Source organism: Micromonospora inositola, from assembly GCF_900090285.1.
GTDB lineage: Bacteria > Actinomycetota > Actinomycetes > Mycobacteriales > Micromonosporaceae > Micromonospora > Micromonospora inositola.
This window is the reverse complement of record NZ_LT607754.1, coordinates 6,289,967-6,306,889: the sequence shown is the minus strand read 5'-3', so window position 1 is coordinate 6,306,889 and position 16,923 is coordinate 6,289,967. Positions and strand designations below refer to the sequence as shown.

General features: G+C 70.5%; 15 protein-coding genes. 7 read left to right on the top strand and 8 right to left on the bottom strand.

Going from position 1 to position 16,923, the window contains the following annotated elements; genetic code table 11:
- Positions 1-3: 3 nt before the first annotated feature.
- A complete protein-coding gene (locus GA0070613_RS30015; protein WP_089015358.1) occupies positions 4-1,236 on the bottom strand; it encodes an RNA-guided endonuclease InsQ/TnpB family protein in 1,233 nt (410 codons plus the stop codon).
- A 23-nt stretch (positions 1,237-1,259) separates the two neighbouring features.
- Between GA0070613_RS30015 and tnpA the strand changes: the two genes are divergently transcribed.
- From tnpA to prfH, 3 genes are all read left to right on the top strand, one after another.
- Positions 1,260-1,676, top strand: a complete 417-nt coding sequence (tnpA, locus tag GA0070613_RS30010) for an IS200/IS605 family transposase (protein WP_089015357.1) — start codon at positions 1,260-1,262, stop codon at positions 1,674-1,676.
- Positions 1,677-2,056: 380 nt separating this feature from the next.
- Positions 2,057-3,205 carry an RNA ligase RtcB family protein gene (locus GA0070613_RS30005; RefSeq protein ID WP_089015356.1) on the top strand — a complete coding sequence of 383 codons (1,149 nt, stop codon included), beginning with the start codon at positions 2,057-2,059 and terminating at the stop codon, positions 3,203-3,205.
- Positions 3,202-3,846: a peptide chain release factor H gene (prfH, locus tag GA0070613_RS30000; protein WP_089015355.1), complete on the top strand. Its 645-nt coding sequence runs from the start codon at positions 3,202-3,204 to the stop codon at positions 3,844-3,846. The genes GA0070613_RS30005 and prfH overlap by 4 nt, the downstream gene beginning before the upstream one ends.
- A gap of 41 nt (positions 3,847-3,887) precedes the next feature.
- Here the strand turns inward: prfH and GA0070613_RS29995 are convergent, their stop codons facing one another.
- Positions 3,888-4,343, bottom strand: coding sequence for a hypothetical protein (locus tag GA0070613_RS29995; protein WP_089015354.1), 456 nt, complete (start codon positions 4,341-4,343; stop codon positions 3,888-3,890).
- 178 nt (positions 4,344-4,521) lie between these two features.
- Complete coding sequence (locus GA0070613_RS29990) at positions 4,522-5,727, bottom strand: ROK family transcriptional regulator (protein WP_089016284.1); 1,206 nt, start codon at positions 5,725-5,727, stop codon at positions 4,522-4,524.
- 89 nt (positions 5,728-5,816) lie between these two features.
- On the opposite strand from GA0070613_RS29990, the gene GA0070613_RS29985 reads away from it, so the two are divergent.
- Positions 5,817-7,115, top strand: coding sequence for a DUF1479 domain-containing protein (locus GA0070613_RS29985; RefSeq protein WP_089015353.1), 1,299 nt, complete (start codon positions 5,817-5,819; stop codon positions 7,113-7,115).
- A gap of 71 nt (positions 7,116-7,186) precedes the next feature.
- Here GA0070613_RS29985 and GA0070613_RS29980 read toward each other — a convergent pair whose 3' ends face one another.
- The 5 genes from GA0070613_RS29980 to GA0070613_RS32860 all read right to left on the bottom strand — a co-directional run bounded on the left by GA0070613_RS29980 (position 7,187) and on the right by GA0070613_RS32860 (position 11,822).
- Positions 7,187-8,413 carry an MFS transporter gene (locus tag GA0070613_RS29980; RefSeq protein WP_089015352.1) on the bottom strand — a complete coding sequence of 409 codons (1,227 nt, stop codon included), beginning with the start codon at positions 8,411-8,413 and terminating at the stop codon, positions 7,187-7,189.
- A 106-nt stretch (positions 8,414-8,519) separates the two neighbouring features.
- A complete protein-coding gene (locus GA0070613_RS29975) occupies positions 8,520-9,146 on the bottom strand; it encodes a response regulator (protein WP_089015351.1) in 627 nt (208 codons plus the stop codon).
- A complete protein-coding gene (locus tag GA0070613_RS29970; RefSeq protein ID WP_089015350.1) occupies positions 9,143-10,426 on the bottom strand; it encodes a sensor histidine kinase in 1,284 nt (427 codons plus the stop codon). The genes GA0070613_RS29975 and GA0070613_RS29970 overlap by 4 nt, the downstream gene beginning before the upstream one ends.
- 99 nt (positions 10,427-10,525) lie before the next feature.
- Positions 10,526-11,455 (bottom strand): hypothetical protein, encoded by a 930-nt coding sequence (locus GA0070613_RS29965; protein WP_089015349.1) that lies wholly within the window; start codon positions 11,453-11,455, stop codon positions 10,526-10,528.
- Positions 11,456-11,621: 166 nt separating this feature from the next.
- Positions 11,622-11,822, bottom strand: coding sequence for an aldo/keto reductase (locus tag GA0070613_RS32860; protein ID WP_089015348.1), 201 nt, complete (start codon positions 11,820-11,822; stop codon positions 11,622-11,624).
- Between the two features lie 257 nt (positions 11,823-12,079).
- Here GA0070613_RS32860 and GA0070613_RS29955 point away from each other — a divergent pair, with 257 nt between their 5' ends.
- The 3 genes from GA0070613_RS29955 to GA0070613_RS29945 all read left to right on the top strand — a co-directional run bounded on the left by GA0070613_RS29955 (position 12,080) and on the right by GA0070613_RS29945 (position 16,771).
- Positions 12,080-13,600 carry a glycosyltransferase family 39 protein gene (locus GA0070613_RS29955; RefSeq protein ID WP_089015347.1) on the top strand — a complete coding sequence of 507 codons (1,521 nt, stop codon included), beginning with the start codon at positions 12,080-12,082 and terminating at the stop codon, positions 13,598-13,600.
- 391 nt (positions 13,601-13,991) lie between these two features.
- Complete coding sequence (locus tag GA0070613_RS29950) at positions 13,992-15,641, top strand: glycosyltransferase family 2 protein (protein ID WP_231929567.1); 1,650 nt, start codon at positions 13,992-13,994, stop codon at positions 15,639-15,641.
- 23 nt (positions 15,642-15,664) lie between these two features.
- The gene (locus GA0070613_RS29945; RefSeq protein WP_231929566.1) at positions 15,665-16,771 is read left to right on the top strand and encodes a glycoside hydrolase family 26 protein; all 1,107 of its coding nucleotides are present in this window, start codon (positions 15,665-15,667) and stop codon (positions 16,769-16,771) included.
- The last annotated feature ends 152 nt before the right edge of the window (positions 16,772-16,923 follow it).

Below are 16,923 nucleotides of genomic sequence, written 5' to 3'. Positions count from 1 at the left end.
GCCCTAAAGGACGGAGATTCCCTCCACGCTGCGTGTGGAACACGCGGCGTCCGGGTGGATTGCCGCTTCGCCGCGCGGTGCCACCATTGCTGGTGGTCTTACCTGCGCTCCACGGTCGTTTGAGTTGTCCGCCCGTCCGGCGGCCAACACGTTCATGGCGGCGTTGATGTCCCGATCGTGGGCTGCTCCGCAGGGGCAGTTCCACGCTCGGGTATTCAACGGCAGCTTGTCGTTGATGCGTCCACACTGCGAGCACATTCGGGTCGATGGGAAGAACCGGTCGATCCGGCCGAAGGTCCGCCCGAGCCGGGCGGCCTTGTATTCCAGCATCGCGGTGAAGCTGTCCCATCCGGCGTCGTGCACCGATTTGGCTAGCCGGGTCCGGCCGAGACCGACGACGCCCAGGTCCTCGACGTACACCGCTTGGTTGTCGCGGATGATCCGTGTCGAGAGCTTGTGCTGCCAGTCCCGCCGGGTGTCGGCTACCCGGGCGTGCGCCTTCGCCACCATGACGACGGCCTTCTTGCGATTCGCGCTGCCCCGCTGCTTGCGGGACAGGTCCTGCTGCAACCGGCGCAGCTTGCGGGCCGCCCGGCGCAGGAACTTCGGCGCCGCGACCCTCTTGCCGTTGGAAAGGACGGCGAAGTGCGTCAGGCCCAGGTCGATGCCCACCTCGGACTCGACCGTAGGCAGCGGCTCATCGGTGGTCTGCACGACGAACGAGGCGAAGTACCGGCCCGCCGCATCCTTGATCACCGTCACCGAGCTGGGCTCGGCCGGCAGGGGCCGGGACCAGCGGACCGGCACGTCGCCGATCTTCGGCAGGCGCAGCCGGCCGTTGTCCAGCACCGCGAACCGGGCGTTCTTGGTCAACCGGATGGCCTGCCGGTTGTCCTTGCGTGACCGGAACCGCGGCGGCGCGACCTTGCGGCCCTTGCGCTTGCCCGACAGCGAGGCGAAGAAGTTGCGGTACGCGGTGTTCAGGTCCGCGAGAGCCTGCTGGAGCACCACCGACGACACCTCGCCCAGCCACGCCCGCTCGGACGTCTGCTTGGCCTGGGTGATGACCCGCTTGGACAACTCCCCGTCGGAGACGTACGGCCCGCCCGCGTCGTGGGCCTGCTGCCGTGCGCGCAGCCCGTCATTGAACACCACCCGCGCGCACCCGAACGCCCGCGCCAGCGCTTCCTGCTGGGCGGGCGTCGGGTTGACGCGGTAGTTGTACCGAAGCTGCACATCGGACAGCCTAGCATTGGTCTATGACTGAGTTGGAGAATGTTCGTACCGGCAGACATTGCGTTTTCGTGCTGCACACCCACTTGGTCTTCGTCACGAAGTTCCGGCACACGGTGTTCACCGACCGGCACCTGGTCCGACTGGAAGAGATCATGCGGGCGGTGTGCGCCGACTTCGAGTGCGAACTGGTCGAGTTCAACGGCGAGAGCGAGCACGTGCACCTGCTGGTCAACTTCCCACCCAAGGTCGCCATATCAAAGCTGGTCAACAGCCTCAAGGGCGTGTCCTCGCGCCGAATGCGGCAGGAGTTCCCCGACCTGGTGCGCCACTACTACCGGGCCAACCGGCTCTGGTCGGCCTCGTACTTCGCCGGCTCCGTCGGCGGCGCCCCCTTGACCGACCTGCGCCAGTACATCGAGCAGCAGAACCGGCCGGGTTAGGTCACGCTCGGGGCTTGACGGCCCTCCCGCGCGGGCCTTCACCCCCGCCCTAGAGGGCGGAGCGCTGGCCCGCATCTCGGTAGCACGATGGTTGGTATCGGCGGCCCGTGCTGGCCTCAGCCCCCTTCCCGCGCAGCGGGACTCGACGCCGTGGAGCACAAGGCATAGGGCCGGTACGGCCGAAACCGCTTGCTGTGCCCGGTGGGCTCAGGGAAGGTGGTGTCCATGACGTTCTGACGGACAGCACCCCGGTACTCGAAGGCCTCACGGCGACGACCCACGCCGTAATGCCGCCGTCCGTCCATACCCTTTCCAGGGAAGAGAGCGTCTTGTCTCAGCAACACTCCCGGCAGGAGTCCCCGCCGCGGTCCACCCCGGCAATGTGTTCGGCGACCGTCACCGTGTTCGCCTCCCCGACCAGCTGGATCGAGTCCGATGCCCTCGCGCAGTGCCACCAGGTGGCCGCCCTCGACGGCATGATCCACGTCGCTGCCATGCCGGACCTGCACCCCGGTAAGGGCGCCCCCATCGGCGCCGCCATGGCGTCGACCGTGTTGTACCCGTTCCTGGTGGGCTCCGACATCGGTTGCGGCATCGCCGTGTTCCCCATCAAGCTCAAGCGCGCCGTACCTGCGAAGCTTGCCGCCCGGTTCCCCGACCTCGACCGCGCACTGGACCCCGAGCAGGATGTCGACGACCCGGCCTGGGCCGTCGTGGAGGGCGATATTCCCGCCGGTCATGGGGAGGGCCTCGGGACGGTCGGCCGGGGTAACCACTTCGTCGAGCTGGCGCGGATCGAGACCGTCTTCGAGCCGGGCCACGCGATCCGTCTCGGGCTCGCCGCCGGCGACCTCGTGCTCATCGTCCACAGCGGTTCCCGAGGACTGGGCGAGCGGATCCTGCGGGCCCACACCGAAGTCCACGGCGCGGGCCCCGCGCCTGATGCCGCCGCCTACCTGGCGATGCATGACGACGCCGTACGCTGGGGATCACTCAACCGGCGGCTGATGGCCGCCCGGGTCGCTCATGCCCTGGGGACCGAGCCCACCGAGCCGGTCGTCGACCAGTGCCACAACCTGGTCGAGATCCGCGACGGGGTCTACCTGCACCGCAAAGGGGCGGCGCCGGGTGACGGCCGCGACGTGCTGATCGCCGGTACGCGAGGCACCCATTCCTATCTCGTGTCCGCCCACGCCGGGCCGGATGCCAACCATTCAGTGGCGCACGGCGCCGGCCGCAAGATGTCCCGCGCCGACGCCCTGCGTCGGAGCCGGGCAAAGCACACGGTCGAGGAGCTACGCCGCACGCCGGTGGGGTCGCTGGTGGTGTGCGGCGATCGCCAGCTGCTGTTCGAGGAGGCACCAACGGCCTACAAACGCATCGAGCAGGTGATCGCCGACCTCGTCGAACACGACCTTGCCACGCCCGTGGCCACCACCGTCCCCCTGGTCACGTACAAGACGCCCGACCTCAGGTCCACGCCCCAACGGGACCGCCGGGACCACCGCCGCAAGCGAGGCCGGCCGTGAGCATCCATCTGCTCATGTCGGCCGGGCGCGGGCCGCAGGAGTGCGCCTGGGCGCTGGCCTGGCTGCTGCGCCGCCTGGAAGCCGACGCCACCCGGCAGAATCTGGAGACCCATCGGGTCCAGACCGTCCCCGGTGACCGGCCCGGCACCTACCGATCGGTCCTGGTCCAAATCGCTGGAGCCGGCGCCGACGCGTTTGCCGCCTCGTGGAGCGGAACCCTGTGCTGGCGGGCCCCCAGCCCCTACCGGACCGACAACGGCCGAAAGAACTGGTACGTCATCGCCCAACCGTGCCAGGTCGACACCCCGCGCACGACGTTCACGGAGGCGGATGTCGACATCGTGGCCTGCCGCACCGGCGGCCCCGGCGGTCAACATCGAAACAAGGCCAGCACGGCGGTACGGGCCACCCACCGTCCCTCGGGCATCGTCGTCGTGGTCGACACCGAGCGGCAGTTCAGCCTCAACCGCCGGATCGCCATACAGCTGCTGCGACAGCGCATCGAGCACGGCGACGAGGAGGCGGGGCACGCCGTCGCCACCGCCCGCTGGCGCATCCACGACGAGCTCGTACGCGGCAACCCCACCCGCGTCGAACGTCCGGAAGCGTCAGGATCGAACCTACCCTCGCCTGCGCCGTGATCTGCTGGCGCAGACTCCGACACTCAGGGAGCCAGGAGCTCTCAGTTGGCCGCGCAGGCGGCCTGGAACTGCTTGACGGCGGTGCTCAGGGTCGTCTTGCTCGGCGTCTCTTCGGGGGCCGTTGCGTACGTGTCGGCGAGGTCCGACATGGCGGTCGCGACGTGCTTCGCGGCGTCGTTGACCTTGGTGCTTGCGGTGAACATGTGCGCGTAGAGCCCTGCGGCGCCAGCGGAGTATTCGGCGCTGACAGCGGAGTGCCCAGCCGGAGGTCCGATCTTCTCCGCCTTGGCGACCTTCGCCATGGTGGTCTCGATGTCACCGCTGATGGTGGTGCAGGCGGTCCTGGTGTCGGCGTTCATGCCCGGAGCGCCGTCTGGGGTGGCGCTCGCAGAGGTCGACTCCGCTGTGGCCGCCGTGTTACCGCCGCCCGCTTTCGCGGAGTCGCTCGCCGAGTCGGTGCCATCGGTGCAGCCGGCCACGACGACGGCTACCGCCATGATGACCGAGCTGAGTAGTCCAAGCCGAGCCGAGCGCATGGTTTGCTCCCCCGTGTGCCGCAGCGTTCGCTGCGGCAAAGTACCAGATCATCGAGTTGCACTTTGGGCCGGAGCCGCGTCACCGGGTCTTCGGGCGCTCTGCCATGCGCCTGCGATCGCTCCCTCGGCGGCGCGGGTTTTACACGTGGCCATGCGTCGGCTCGTTCAGAGAGCCGGTTGCCGAAGTGCGGGTTGCTGAGGAAGGTGCCCGGTGGGGGATGGCGATGATGGCTGAGCGGAGGCGGTTGAGCGCGTCGGTCCGTGCGCCGGTCAGCGACGGTTCCTCCGTCAGCTGCGCCCCGCGAACCTCGACGTGGCGGGGCATGCGGGTGAAGGCTGCGGTGATGGCGTCGAGGATCGCCGGGTGGCTTCCCCAGGGGCCGCCGAGGATGACCAACCGCGGGTCGGTGAGCGCGACGATGGCGGCGAGGACGCCACTGATGGCGTGCCCGACCGCGTGGCGAGCGGCCGTCGCCGAGGGTTCCCGAGCGTTGGCGAGCTGGAGAAGGCGGTCGACGTCGATGGCTGTCGTTCCGGCGCGGCGCAGGTCGAGTTCGGCGAACACTTCGATGAAGCGGGTTGCCTGGCCGTGTGGGCCGATGGTGATGAGGTGCGCGATCTCGCCGGCGACGCCGGCATGCCCGCGGCGTATCTCGCCGTCGCTGACGACCGCGCACCCGAGTCCTTCGCCGAGGAAGACGTAGGCGAAGTCGCTCAGGTTCGTCGGATCGGTGTCGCGTTCGGCCTGTGCCGCCCAGTTGACGTCATTGTCGACGGTGACCGGCCCGGCGACCTGTGGCGCCAGAACGTCGACCGGGTCGAGTTCGCCGAGTAGGAACGGCGCGTCGGGCAGTCGGATCAGTCGACCGGTGGCGCGCTCAACCGGGTCGGCGGCGCTGACGACCGCCAGCCGACTCGGTCCTCCGGCGTCCTCCTGCGCCTGTGCGGCGGCGGTACGCAGTGCGGCCGCCACCTGCTCCGGTCGGGCCGGCCGGCTGATGTCGTGCCGGGTCCGCGTGAGGACGTCTCCGTGGGCGTCGATGCGTTCGGCCACGACGCCGCCGGGAGCGATGCTGATGGCCAGGGCGGTGCCGACGGTGTCGGCGAGGGCGTAGTACGAGCCGACGCGACCGCGGCCGCGCCCGCCGGGGGTCCGTTCCCCGGTGTCCACCACCAGTCCCGCTCCGGTGAGCCGGCGCACGCTCTCGCCCACGGTGGGCTTGGACAGGCCGCTGCGGGCCGCCAGGTCGGCCCGGGTCAGACGGTTGGCCTGCATCAACTCCCGGAGCACGTGCTCGTCGGTCAGCGAGCGGAGCAGCTCCAGCGAGGGCTTGGCGGCGGTCACCACCCAATTCTAGGCAGGAGTCTTGCCTAGAAAGGGTCCGCCCCCTACAGTTCTTCAAAGAAGGAGCCCTAACTAGAAGGAGTCGTGCCGTGAGCGCCCACCCCGTCCTCGCCACCGCCCCGCTCCCGCCGCTGCCGCACTGGGAATCGACGCCGGCGGACCTGCCCGGCGCCATCCGGCGGATCAAAGCCGCGCTGCGCGCCCGCATCGAAGCCTCCGGCCGGACGGTCGAGGAGGTGTTCGCCGTCGTCGAGCAGCGGATCCGGGTCGAGGTCGATGAGATCACCGCCGCCCGTGAGCGGGGCGAGACGATCTGGCCGGTCGTCGACTACGCCGACCTCGAAGCCGGCACCGTCCCGGCGCACGCGCTGGCGAAGCTGCGCCGCCGCGGTTGCCTCGTCGTGCGCGGGCACTTCGATCGCGAGCAGGCGCTCGGCTGGGACCGCGACATCGTCGAGTACGTCGAGAGCAACGCGTTCTTCGACACGTACCGCGGGCCCGGCGACGACTTCTTCGGCAGCGTCGGCTCCAAGCCGGAGATCTACCCCATCTACTGGTCGCCGGCGCAGATGCAGGCCCGCCAGAGCGACCGGATGGCCCGAGTCCAGGCGTTCCTCAACAGCCAGTGGAAGCACGAGTCCGAGGGGGTGCGGTGGTTCGACCCGGACCGCGACTCGCTCTACCCCGACCGGATCCGCCGCCGGCCGCCGGGCGTGGACTCCAACGGCCTGGGCACCCACCTCGACCCCGGCACCCTCGACCTGTGGATGACCGAGGCGTACCAGAAGGCCTTCCGCCACCTCTTCGACGGCACCGTCGAGCAGTACGACCCCTGGGACGCCGCCTACCGCACCGCCGGACCGCAGTACCCCGGCACCACCATGTGCTCCGCCTTCCGCACCTTCCAGGGCTGGACCGCCCTGTCCGACATGGACCACGACCAGGGGGTGCTGCACACCGTCCCGATCCCCGAGGCCATGGCCTACCTGATGCTCCGGCCGCTGCTGGCCGACGTGCCCGAGGACGACATGTGCGGCGTCACGGTCAACCAGGTCTTCCCCGCCAGCGAGACCTGGCACCCGCTGCTCATGCGAGCCCTCGCCGGCATCCCCGACGTCAGGGCCGGTGACTCCGTCTGGTGGCACAGCGACATGATCCACAGCGTGGCGCCGGTCCAGAACCAACAGGGCTGGGGCAACGTCATGTACATCCCCGCAGCCCCCTGGTGCCCCCGCAACGAGCGGTACGCGGCCACCGTCCGGGAAGCCTTCCACACCGGGTCCAGCCCCGCCGACTTCCCCGAGGAGCACTACGAGCGCACCTGGCCCAACCGCTTCCAGCCCGAGGCTCTCAACGCCACGGGGCGACGCGGCCTGGGCCTCGACTGACCGCAGGCACCCACCAGGGGAGCGAGCATTCCCGGCGCGCGGGAGCACGCCCGGACCAAGGGCTGGTGGCGTCAACGAGCAGCAGCGGTCGTTTCGTCCCCTTCACGGCCCGCTGCGGGGCGTGCCGCCGGCACCGGAGGGGCCGGTGCGCGTCGGGCGTCGACGGCGAGCACCCCCAGCGCGGCCAGCGTCAGCAATCCGCCGACCAGCGCGAGCAGCTGGGGCCCCGGGCCGGGCAGCAGCGCGCCGCCGAGCAGCGAGCCCGTCGCGATGCCGGCGTTGAAGGCTGTGCTGACCCCGGCCGACGCGAGGTCGGTGCTGCCGGGGGCGAGTTGCAGCATCCGGTTCTGCACGGCGGTGGCGAACGCCGCGTAGGCGAACCCGACGCCGGCGAGCAGGCAGACCGTGGCGGGCTCGAGCGCACCGAGCGCGTACAGGCCGAGCAGGCTGGCCGTACCGATGCTCAACGGCGCCACCAGCGAAGCGATCGGGTGGGCGTCGAGGGTGCGGGCCACGGCAATCGTGCCGGCGACGCCGGCCGCGCCGGAGACGAACAGCAGCGGCGCCAGCGCGGCAGCGGTGAAGCCGCTGACGTCGAGCAGGAACGGGGTGACGTACGTCTGCAGGGTCAGGAAGCCGGTGACGCCGAGGGCGGTCGCGACCAGGAGCATCGCGAAGCGCCGCGCGTCGGGCGCGGTGCCGCGGGCGGCACCGCCGGCGGCCGGCGGGTAGGTCGGGATCAGCACGACCACCGCGGCGGCCGTCGCCAGGCCGACCCCGGCCAGGACGGCGAACGACGCCCGCCAGCCGGCCTGCTGCCCGAGCCAGGTGCCGAGCGGGACCCCGAGCACCGGGGCGAGCGCCGCCCCGGTCGAGAACAGCGCCACCACCCGGCCGCGCACGGCGACCGGGAAGGGGCCGGTCACGGTCGCCGAGGCGACGGACCAGAACAGGGCCTGGGTGAGGGCGGTCACCAGGCGGGCGCCGGCCAGCACGGCGTACGTCGACGCGAGCGCGGCCACGGCGTTCGCGGCCGCGAACAGGACCATGGTGACGCCCAGCAGCCGGCGGCGGGGGATCCGGTGGGTCAGCCGGGTCAGCGGCACGGACGCCAGCACGACCACGACGGCGTACCCGCTGACCAGCAGGCCCACCTGCGAGCGCGAGCGGTCCAGGTCCGGTGCGATGAGGGTGAGCAGGCCGATCGGCAGCAACTCGGTCGTGATGAACGCGAACGCGGTGAGGGACAGCACGACGAGCGACGCCCTGGCCCTGCCCGGCGAAACCTCCGGCGTCATCTCCCACCCCTCCCGTCGCCACCGCATCGTCCCACGGAGGCGCTGACGGGGCGCCGCCCGCAAAATCACCGGTCGGTCGGTCGGTCGGTCGACCGGCCGGCAACCCTCAGGTGCCGTGGGCGAACAGGGCCAGGCGTACCCGGTTGGGGCTGTTGGTCTTGGTCATCAGGCTGGTGATGTGGGTCTTGACCGTGGTGACGCCGATGTGGAGCCGGTCGGCGATCTCCGTGTTGGACAGACCCTCGGCGACCAGGTTCAGCACGTCCTGTTCGCGCGCGGTCAGTCCCTGGGCCGGCCGCGGCGTCTCGGCGCGGGCGTGCACCGCGCGCTGGACCAGGCGCTGCAGCACCTCCTGGCTGAACGGGCTGTCGCCCGCCGCGGCCCGGCGGACGCCGTCCAGCAGGTCGGCCGGCGGCGCGTCCTTGAGCAGGAACCCGCAGGCACCGGCGGTCAGGGCCGGATAGAGGTGATCGTCGTCGCCGAACGTGGTCAGCACCAGGACCCGGGTGGCGGGGCGGTCGGCGAGGATGCGGCTGGTCGCGGTGATCCCGTCGACGCCGGGCATGCGCAGGTCCATGACGACGACGTCGGGGACGAGCCGCGCGGCGAGGGAGATCGCCTCCCGGCCGTTGTCGGCCTCGCCGACCACCTCGATGTCGGGCTGCGCGTCGCAGAGCATGCGCAGGCCCGCGCGGATGAGGTGCTGGTCGTCGACCAGCAGGACGCGGATCATGCCGGCTCCGGCGCGGCCGGTGCCGGCGAGGCCCCGCTTTCGCGGGGCGCCGACGGAGCCGGCGCGCCGGCGGGCGGGAGGGGAGCAGCCGTCCGCGCGGAGGCGGACGCGGAGACCGCGGCCGGGAGGACGGTACCGACCTGCCAACCCGTGCCGGTGGGACCCGCCTCCAGTTGACCGCCGAGGACTTCGACGCGCTCGCGCATGCCGGTGATGCCGTGGCCGCCACCGGACGGCACCGCCGCCGGCACCCGGCCGCGGCCGTTGTCCGTGACCTCCCAGTGGACGGCCCCGTCGACCACGGAAACCGACAGGCGCGCCAGCGCGGACGTACCGGCATGCTTGGCCACGTTGGTCAACGCCTCCTGGGTCAGTCGCAACACCGCCAGGCCCCGAACCGCATCGAGCGAACCGACCGCCGGGTCGATGTCGGCCTCCACGGTGACACCGGCCTGGCGGGCCCGATCGACCGCCGCGCCGAGTGCCGCCGGAAGCGCCGACGGCTCGATCGCGGTCAGCGCCGCGTCACCGCGTACCCCATCGGGGTTGCGCAGGACCGCGACCAGCCGGCGCAGATCCGCCAAGGCCGCGGTCCCCGTGCCGTGCACGTCGTCGAAGACCTCGCCCACCCGCGGATCCAGGTCCGTGAGCACATGCCGGGCCACGCCGACCCGCAGCACCATCGACGCCACGTGATGTGCGACCACGTCGTGCAGTTCGCGGGCGATGGCGCTGCGTTCGTCGGCGCGCGCGGCGCGGCTCTCCGACTCGCGCCGGCGCTGCTCCTCCGCCGCCCGCTCCTCGGCCTGCCGGCCGAGTTCCCGGGTGGTCCGGATGACCAGACCGAGCAGCAGCGGCACGCCGACCTCCACCGTCAGCCCGAAGACACCGGAGAGGAACCGGCGGAACGGGTCGCCGATCGAATCGGTCAGGTCGACCGTGGCCAGCAGCCCGGCGGCCAGCCAGATGATCCGCGGCCGGTGCGCCCACATGGCCAACTCGAGCAACGCCCAGCTGGCACCCACCTGATTGATCGTCGTGTCGTCGAGGACGGGGATCGCGACCGCCAGCAGCGCGACCTGTCCCACCAGGTTGACCAGCGGCCGGCGGTGGAACACCAGCGCGACGCCGAACGCGACCGCCGCGAGGATCCACTGTGTGGCCGTCGGCGAGCCTCCGGCCTGGGTGCCGAAGACCAGATAGCCGACGCCGCTGAGGTCCAGCAGCAGCATCCGCGCCAGCTTGTCGCGCGCGTCGAACAGTCGCCCCACCCAGCCCACCGGATCAGCCTAGGCGCTGCGGCTCGCGGGCCGGAACGACCGCCGGCCGGACCCACCTCCGGACCCCGAGGTAGGGGCCCAGGCCGAACAGCCTTCCGGTCATGCGGCCAGCGCCAGTTCCGGGCGGCGTCGGCGAGCCACGATCACGCCGGCGGCGGTCACGGTCACCACCACCAGGGCCGCCACGGCGGCGAGCGTGAGCGCGTCCGGACGCAGCAGCGGCTGCCCGCGCAGTGCCTGCCAGGTCAACAGCATCGTGAGTACGCCGTAAGCCCCGCCCGCGACGACCAGCAGCCGCACGCGGCTGCGCTCGTCCAGCCGCGTCCCGAGGAACCGGCTCAGCAGGATCGCCAGGATCGGCAGCGCCTGCAGGGCGTGCAGTCCCACGAAGTGCCCGATCCGCAGATCCCCGCCGGTGGTGCTCCAGCCGACCAGCGGCAGCCCGGGCCCACCGTCCGGTACGCCCACGCTGTGCGCCCCGCTGATGCCCTCGATCCCCGGGGCCTGGCTGGGCAGCAGCATCGGTACCGCCGCCAGCATGCCCAGCAGGGACAGGCCGAACCCCAGCCCGACCGCGTACGCGGCGGCCCGGTCCGCGATCGGCTGACGCAGCACCACGATCCCGATGACGAAGTGCGCGGCGAACAGCACCATGATCAACGCGCCCATCGCCTGCCACAGGGCGGCGTTCAGCGGGGTCGTCTCGTTGTAGTGGCTGGTCGTGCCGCGCAGCACCTGACCGACGATCACCACCATCTCGGCCAGTGACATCGCGACGATCACCGTGCCCGCCCACTCCGCGACCCGGCTACGCCGCGGCAGCAGGGAGAGCATCCAGGCGAGGGTGGTGCCGTACAGCACGAAGGACACGGAGAACTTGAACGGCTTGAGCCAGATCGGCACGCCGGTGAGGACGCGTGGGTCGGCGAAGATGCCGACCGCGGAGACGACGGCGAGCACCGCCATCGCCGACACGAAAACCATCATTGGGCGGTGCCAGCGAGCCGCCCGGCGCAGCGCGGTAGTCATACCTGTAGATGCTGGTGAACCGATCTCCGGACCGCGCCCGACCGCAGGCCCCGGTTGCGGCCGGCGGTCGGAGCGCCGCCTCCTCCCTGGGGAGGAGAGGCGTACGCCATCACCGGGTGGTGCTGGCGCAGCCACGGCAGCAGGTCGTACTCCGGACCTCGACGGGTCAGGTTGTAGAGGATGGAGGTCGATGTGGTCGACGCCGAGCCTCGCCGACCAGTTCCTCCGAGGTGCCGTCGCCGTACATCTCGGCGGTGTCGATCATGGTCATGCCGAGGTCGGGCCCGGCACGCAGGGCGACGATCTCGTCGCGCTGCTTCGCGGGGCTCTCGCCCGGGTACCAGGTGCCCTGGCCGAGCACCGGCATCGTCTTAGCCGACGCCAACTTGATCGCGCGCAGCGCGTCGGCGTTATTTGCCCGTTTAGTGGCTTTTGACGCGTCTCGCCACCCTTGGTGAGGCTCGCTCAATATGCTCCAAAGCGACATCCAGTACTCGACCCCAGGGGCTCCTGGCGCGGGTTCGTGCTGCCCGATTCGCACACCACGAGGACGCCGGCTTGGCGTCGCCGCGGTGCGGCTCCGGGCCCGCGACCGTCGGAACCCACGGAGATGCGTGAGACACGATGATGGACGCGGAAACCATGGCCCTGCCCCAGCTCGGGCCGGCGGAGGTCAGTGTCGAGGACCCCTGGGGAGAAGACCAGGGCGACGAATCCGTCAGTCCGGCGACCGACGCCCAGCGGTGGCGCGTCGCCGCGTCGCTGGTACCGGCGCTGCTGATGGGCGTACTCGGCGCCGTCCGAGCCGGCGCGCCCGGACTGCGGACGGAAGAACTCGTGACCTGGGGCAGGGCTGCGTCGTCCTGGCGGGACAACTGGTCGATGCTCCGCTCGGGCGACGTCGCCGTCGGGCCGTACCACCTGCTGATGCGGGCGTGGGCGGCGGTCTTCGGCACCTCCGACCTTGCCCTGCGGGTACCTTCCATCCTGGCCATGACCGCGGCGGCAGCGCTCGTCGGAGCGCTCGCGGCCCGGCTGTTCGCGCCGGGCACCGGTGTCCTGGCCGGTGTGGTCTTCGCGCTGCTGCCGACGTCGGCGCGGTACGCGCAGGAGGCCCAGCCGTACGCGTTTACCCTGCTCGCCGCGGTGCTGGCCACGTCGCTCCTCGTGACGGCGATCGACCGGCCGAAGTTCTGGCGCTTCGCCGGCTACGGGGGCGCGGTGGTGGTCCTGGGCCTGTGCAACGTCGTCGCGCTGCTGCTGCTCGTCGGCCACGGCTGGGCCATGTTCGCCTTCCGGCGCACGGTGGTGGTCCGATGGCTGGTCGCCGCGTCCGTGGGCGCGCTACCCGTGGCCGCGCTGCTCTGGTTCGCCACGCGGCACGGCGCGCAGCTCGCCCCGGCCTCGAACCCGAGCCTGACCGTGCTGGCCGCGACCCCCCGGGAACTGTTCGGCGTCACCGCGCTGGGGGCCGTGCTGCTCATGCTGGCGCTGTTCAGCCTCCCGCTGCGGCACAACGCTGCCATCTACACGGCCTGGGCGGTGGTACCGCCGCTCGTGCTGCTGCTCATCGCGCAGGCGACACCGATCTGGCTGCCGCAGTGCCTGCTCTTCACGCTTCCGGCGTGGGCGACGCTCGGCGCGGTCGCCCTCGCTCGGGCCGGCGCTCGATGGTCGGTGGGTGTGCTGGCGGCGATCGCCCTGATCGTTGCGCCGGCACAGGTTGTCCTGCGGGAACCCGATGGACATCAACAGGCCACCCGTCAGCTCGTGGAGATCATCGGACCTCGGCTGCAGCCCGGTGACGGCGTCGTCTACAGCTCGTCGGACGCCGGAGGTGGACGGGTCGGCCGGAACGTGGTGGCGCACTACCTTCCCGCCGACCGCCGGCCGAAGGACGTGCTCGCCACCGGTCCAGACCGCGTCGACGGTCGACTCCCGGTCCCCGAATGCGCCGATGTCGCCAGGTGCCTGCAGGGGACGCGGCGACTGTGGGTGGTTCGCCTCGGTGAGCAGCCGGACCCGGTGCGCGCCATCGGTGGCGCGAAGGAGCAGCTGCTGCGAACGAGGTATCGGGTGGCGCAGGTCTGGCGTCCGACGGGGCTCACGCTGGCCCTGCTGGTGGACGAGCGAACGGATCTCTGACCGGTCGCCGCTCCCAGGAACGACTGCCGTGGCCCTCTGCCGTGATTAGAGCAACTCGCGTTTTTTGACCGTATTGCACGTTTAGGCTCAGCCACAGTCGAGTTCGTGGCGAGCAGGACTCACACCCTTGGGGGACAACGTGGGCGTCGTCGCCGATACGCGCCTGTCTTCAGCCACAAAGGAAGGGACGTCCGGGGGAAGGACTCCGGTCGTCAACCCGGCCCAGCCGCCATCTGGTCAGGGCCCCGATCGTCGCCAGCTGAACATCAGGGCTCGTCTCGCGTACGCGAAATGTGGCGCCACCGCCGGACCCCTGGTCGCGCCGCGGCACCCGCAGGCGGCGGTCGAGTTCCGCCATGCCGTCTCGCCCGCGGCACGGCTGGTCCTGACGTTGCTCGTCCTCGTCAACAGCGCGGCCGGGCTGCTGCTCGTCGGATGGCTGCTGCTTCCCGAGCACGTACCCGGATCAGGCGTGATCGGGCTCGGAAGCTGGCAGACCGTGGCGGCCCGGCTCGGCTTCTGCGTGGTCGTCGGCGTCGAGCTGATCCGCCTCGCGCAGAACGTGGTCGTCTGGGTGTTCGCCTTCAACGCCAAGGACCCGGTCCCGGTCGATCCTCCGGTCGGCCTACGGGTGGCCCTGCTCACCACGATCGTGCCCAGCAAGGAGCCGATCGACGTCGTCGAGCGGACCCTGTGGCGGTTGAAGCAGATCGTGTACTGCGGTCGGGTCGACGTCTGGATCCTCGACGAGGGTAACGACCCGGCGGTGCGGGAGATGGCCGCGCGGCTCGGGGTGCGTCACTTCAGTCGCAAGGGTCTACCGCAGTACAACCAGCCGACCGGTGAGTTCCGGGCCAGGACGAAGTCGGGCAACCACAACGCCTGGCGGGCCGAACACGAGCACGACTACGACGTGGTCGCCAACGTCGACCCGGATCACGTGCCGCTGCCGAACTTCCTCGAGCGGACGCTTGGCTACTTCCGCGACCCGGACGTCGCCTTCGTGGTGACGCCGCAGGTCTACGGCAACATGCACCAGAACCTGGTCGCGCACGGCGCCTCGGTCCAGCAGTACCTCTACAACGGGCTCATCGCGCGCGGCGGAAACGGTCTGGACGCCCCACTGCTCACCGGCACCGGCCACCTCTACCGACCAGCGGCGTGGCAGAGCATCGGCGGCTACCAGGACTCGATCATCGAGGACCACCTGACCAGCATCCGCATCCACGCCGCTGTGAACCCGGAGACGGGCAACCAGTGGAAGGGCGTCTACACCCCGGACGTGGTGGCGATCGGGGAAGGCCCGACGTCGTGGGCGGACTACTTCAACCAGCAGAAGCGGTGGGCGGCCGGCATCTGCGAGATCCTGGTACGTCGCGACCTGCGCGCGCCCCGCGAACTGCCGTCACGGCGGCGCTGGCAGTACCGCCTGCTTCAGTTCTACTACCCGAGCGTGGCGGTCAGCCTGTTGCTCGGCAACTTCGCCACGGCCATGTCTCTGCTGACCGGGGTGAGCGCGGCCCAGCTCGACGTCACCGTGTGGTCGGTGCTGTGGGGCTCGACCATCGGCACCTGGCTCGTGCTGTGGCTCTGGCTACGCCGCTTCAACATCGCCCCGCACGAGCGGGAGGAGATCGGCGTGGTCGGCATGGCGCTGGCGCTCTTCGCCGGTCCCATCTACGTGGCCGCCGGTGTGGGTGCGCTGCTGCGGCGGAAGCTCGGGTTCGTGGTGACGGCCAAGGGGAAGCTGCGCACCACCGAGTCGCTCGGCACCTTCCGTCTGCACTTCTGCTGGGCCGCCTTCGCCGCCGGCCTGCTCGGCGCGAGTTTCCTGCTGGGCAACGACTTCACCCTGCTCCGGGTGTGGCCGGTCCTGACCCTCCTGACAGGTCTGGGCCCGCCGCTGATCGCGCTCGTGTCGAGCGTGCGGGCCCGCCGCGAGCAGCAGGACGACACGGCCGAGCTCACCGCTCGCGCCGCTGCAAGCGAGGAGCGCCACCCGCCGAAGTCACGGGTGGCGGCTGACGGGGTTCTGCAATGATGAGGTTGAGCGTTCCGCGGGTCATGATGGTGTTGACCGGCGCACTGCTGCTGACCTATGCCTTCGCCATAGCGCCCGCCACCACCTCCGAGGGCCGGGGCAGGGCGGTGACGGCCGAAGCAAAGGCGCCCGCCCAACCCAGTGCGTCGCCCCGACCTCGAGAACTCTTCCCGCCAGCGGGAAAGACGTTCATCGGTATCATGACCGACAAGGGCCCTCACGACTTCAAGCCGGTGGACAGCTTCACCGCGGCCGCCAAGCACCAGCCGCAGGTCATGCTCTTCAGCGAGGGTTGGGCGTCCGCCACGTTCGACCGGACGCTCTTCGACCGGATTCGTGACCGCGGCATGATGCCGATGCTGGGCTGGGAACCATGGGACTACCAGCTGGATCAGGGGGCTCGGAAGCAGAAGTTGGCCGCCGCCGAGATCGACAGGATCCGGTCGGATCAACCTCGCTACCGACTGTCCCGCATAGCGGGCGGAGACTTCGACAGCTACGTGCGGTCCTGGGCTGAAGGGATCAAGTCACTCGGCTACCCGGTGGCCATCCGGTTCGCCCACGAGATGAACGGCTACTGGTACCCGTGGTGCGAGCTGGTCAACGGCAACCAGCCGGGTGACTACGTGAAAGCCTGGCGCCACGTACACGATGTGTTCAGGACGGCCGGGGCCACGAACGTCACCTGGGTGTGGAGCGCGAACGTCAGATATACCGACTTGACCCCCAAGCTCTCCACTTACTACCCGGGCGACGACTACGTGGACTGGCTCGGCGTTACGGGCTACTACGGCAAGTGGGACTTCGCCCAGTACCTCTCCTTCGACGAGATCTTCAAGAAGACCATCACCGAGATCCGCACCTTCAGCAGGAAGCCGATGGTCATCACCGAGGCCGGTGCTTCCGACCACAACGGGCGCAAGGCCGAATGGATCAAGAAGGCGTTCCAGACACTGCGCAGCTACCCGGACATCATCGGGCTGATCTGGTTCGAGGTGAACAAGGAACTCGACTGGCGCATCGTGAGCTCCCCGGCCGTGGCCACGGCCTTCGCCCAGGCGGTCGCCGCCCCTCGCTACCAGGTCACCTGGTCGCCGGACATGCTCCTGCGCACGAAACTGGAGGATTAGATGTTCCGTGCCCTGCCTCGTCCCCGACCGATGTCGACGACCGCACCGGCAGGACGGGCGACCTGGAGCCGGGCTGTCCACTCAGGTCACGCCCAGCCAGATCAGACCGAGCCGGTCGCTCGCGCCGACAGCGAGGATCGCCACCCGCCGAA

What these genes read in the sequence shown, in the direction of transcription:
- GA0070613_RS29975 (WP_089015351.1), bottom strand. Translation starts at nt 9,146, where the DNA reads ATGATCCGCGTCCTGCTGGTCGACGACCAGCACCTCATCCGCGCGGGC.
- GA0070613_RS29955 (WP_089015347.1), top strand. Translation starts at nt 12,080, where the DNA reads ATGATGGACGCGGAAACCATGGCCCTGCCCCAGCTCGGGCCGGCGGAG.
- GA0070613_RS30005 (WP_089015356.1), top strand. Translation starts at nt 2,057, where the DNA reads ATGTGTTCGGCGACCGTCACCGTGTTCGCCTCCCCGACCAGCTGGATC.
- GA0070613_RS29945 (WP_231929566.1), top strand. Translation starts at nt 15,665, where the DNA reads ATGATGGTGTTGACCGGCGCACTGCTGCTGACCTATGCCTTCGCCATA.
- GA0070613_RS29980 (WP_089015352.1), bottom strand. Translation starts at nt 8,413, where the DNA reads ATGACGCCGGAGGTTTCGCCGGGCAGGGCCAGGGCGTCGCTCGTCGTG.
- GA0070613_RS29965 (WP_089015349.1), bottom strand. Translation starts at nt 11,455, where the DNA reads ATGACTACCGCGCTGCGCCGGGCGGCTCGCTGGCACCGCCCAATGATG.
- GA0070613_RS29995 (WP_089015354.1), bottom strand. Translation starts at nt 4,343, where the DNA reads ATGGCGGTAGCCGTCGTCGTGGCCGGCTGCACCGATGGCACCGACTCG.
- GA0070613_RS32860 (WP_089015348.1), bottom strand. Translation starts at nt 11,822, where the DNA reads ATGCCGGTGCTCGGCCAGGGCACCTGGTACCCGGGCGAGAGCCCCGCG.
- tnpA (WP_089015357.1), top strand. Translation starts at nt 1,260, where the DNA reads ATGACTGAGTTGGAGAATGTTCGTACCGGCAGACATTGCGTTTTCGTG.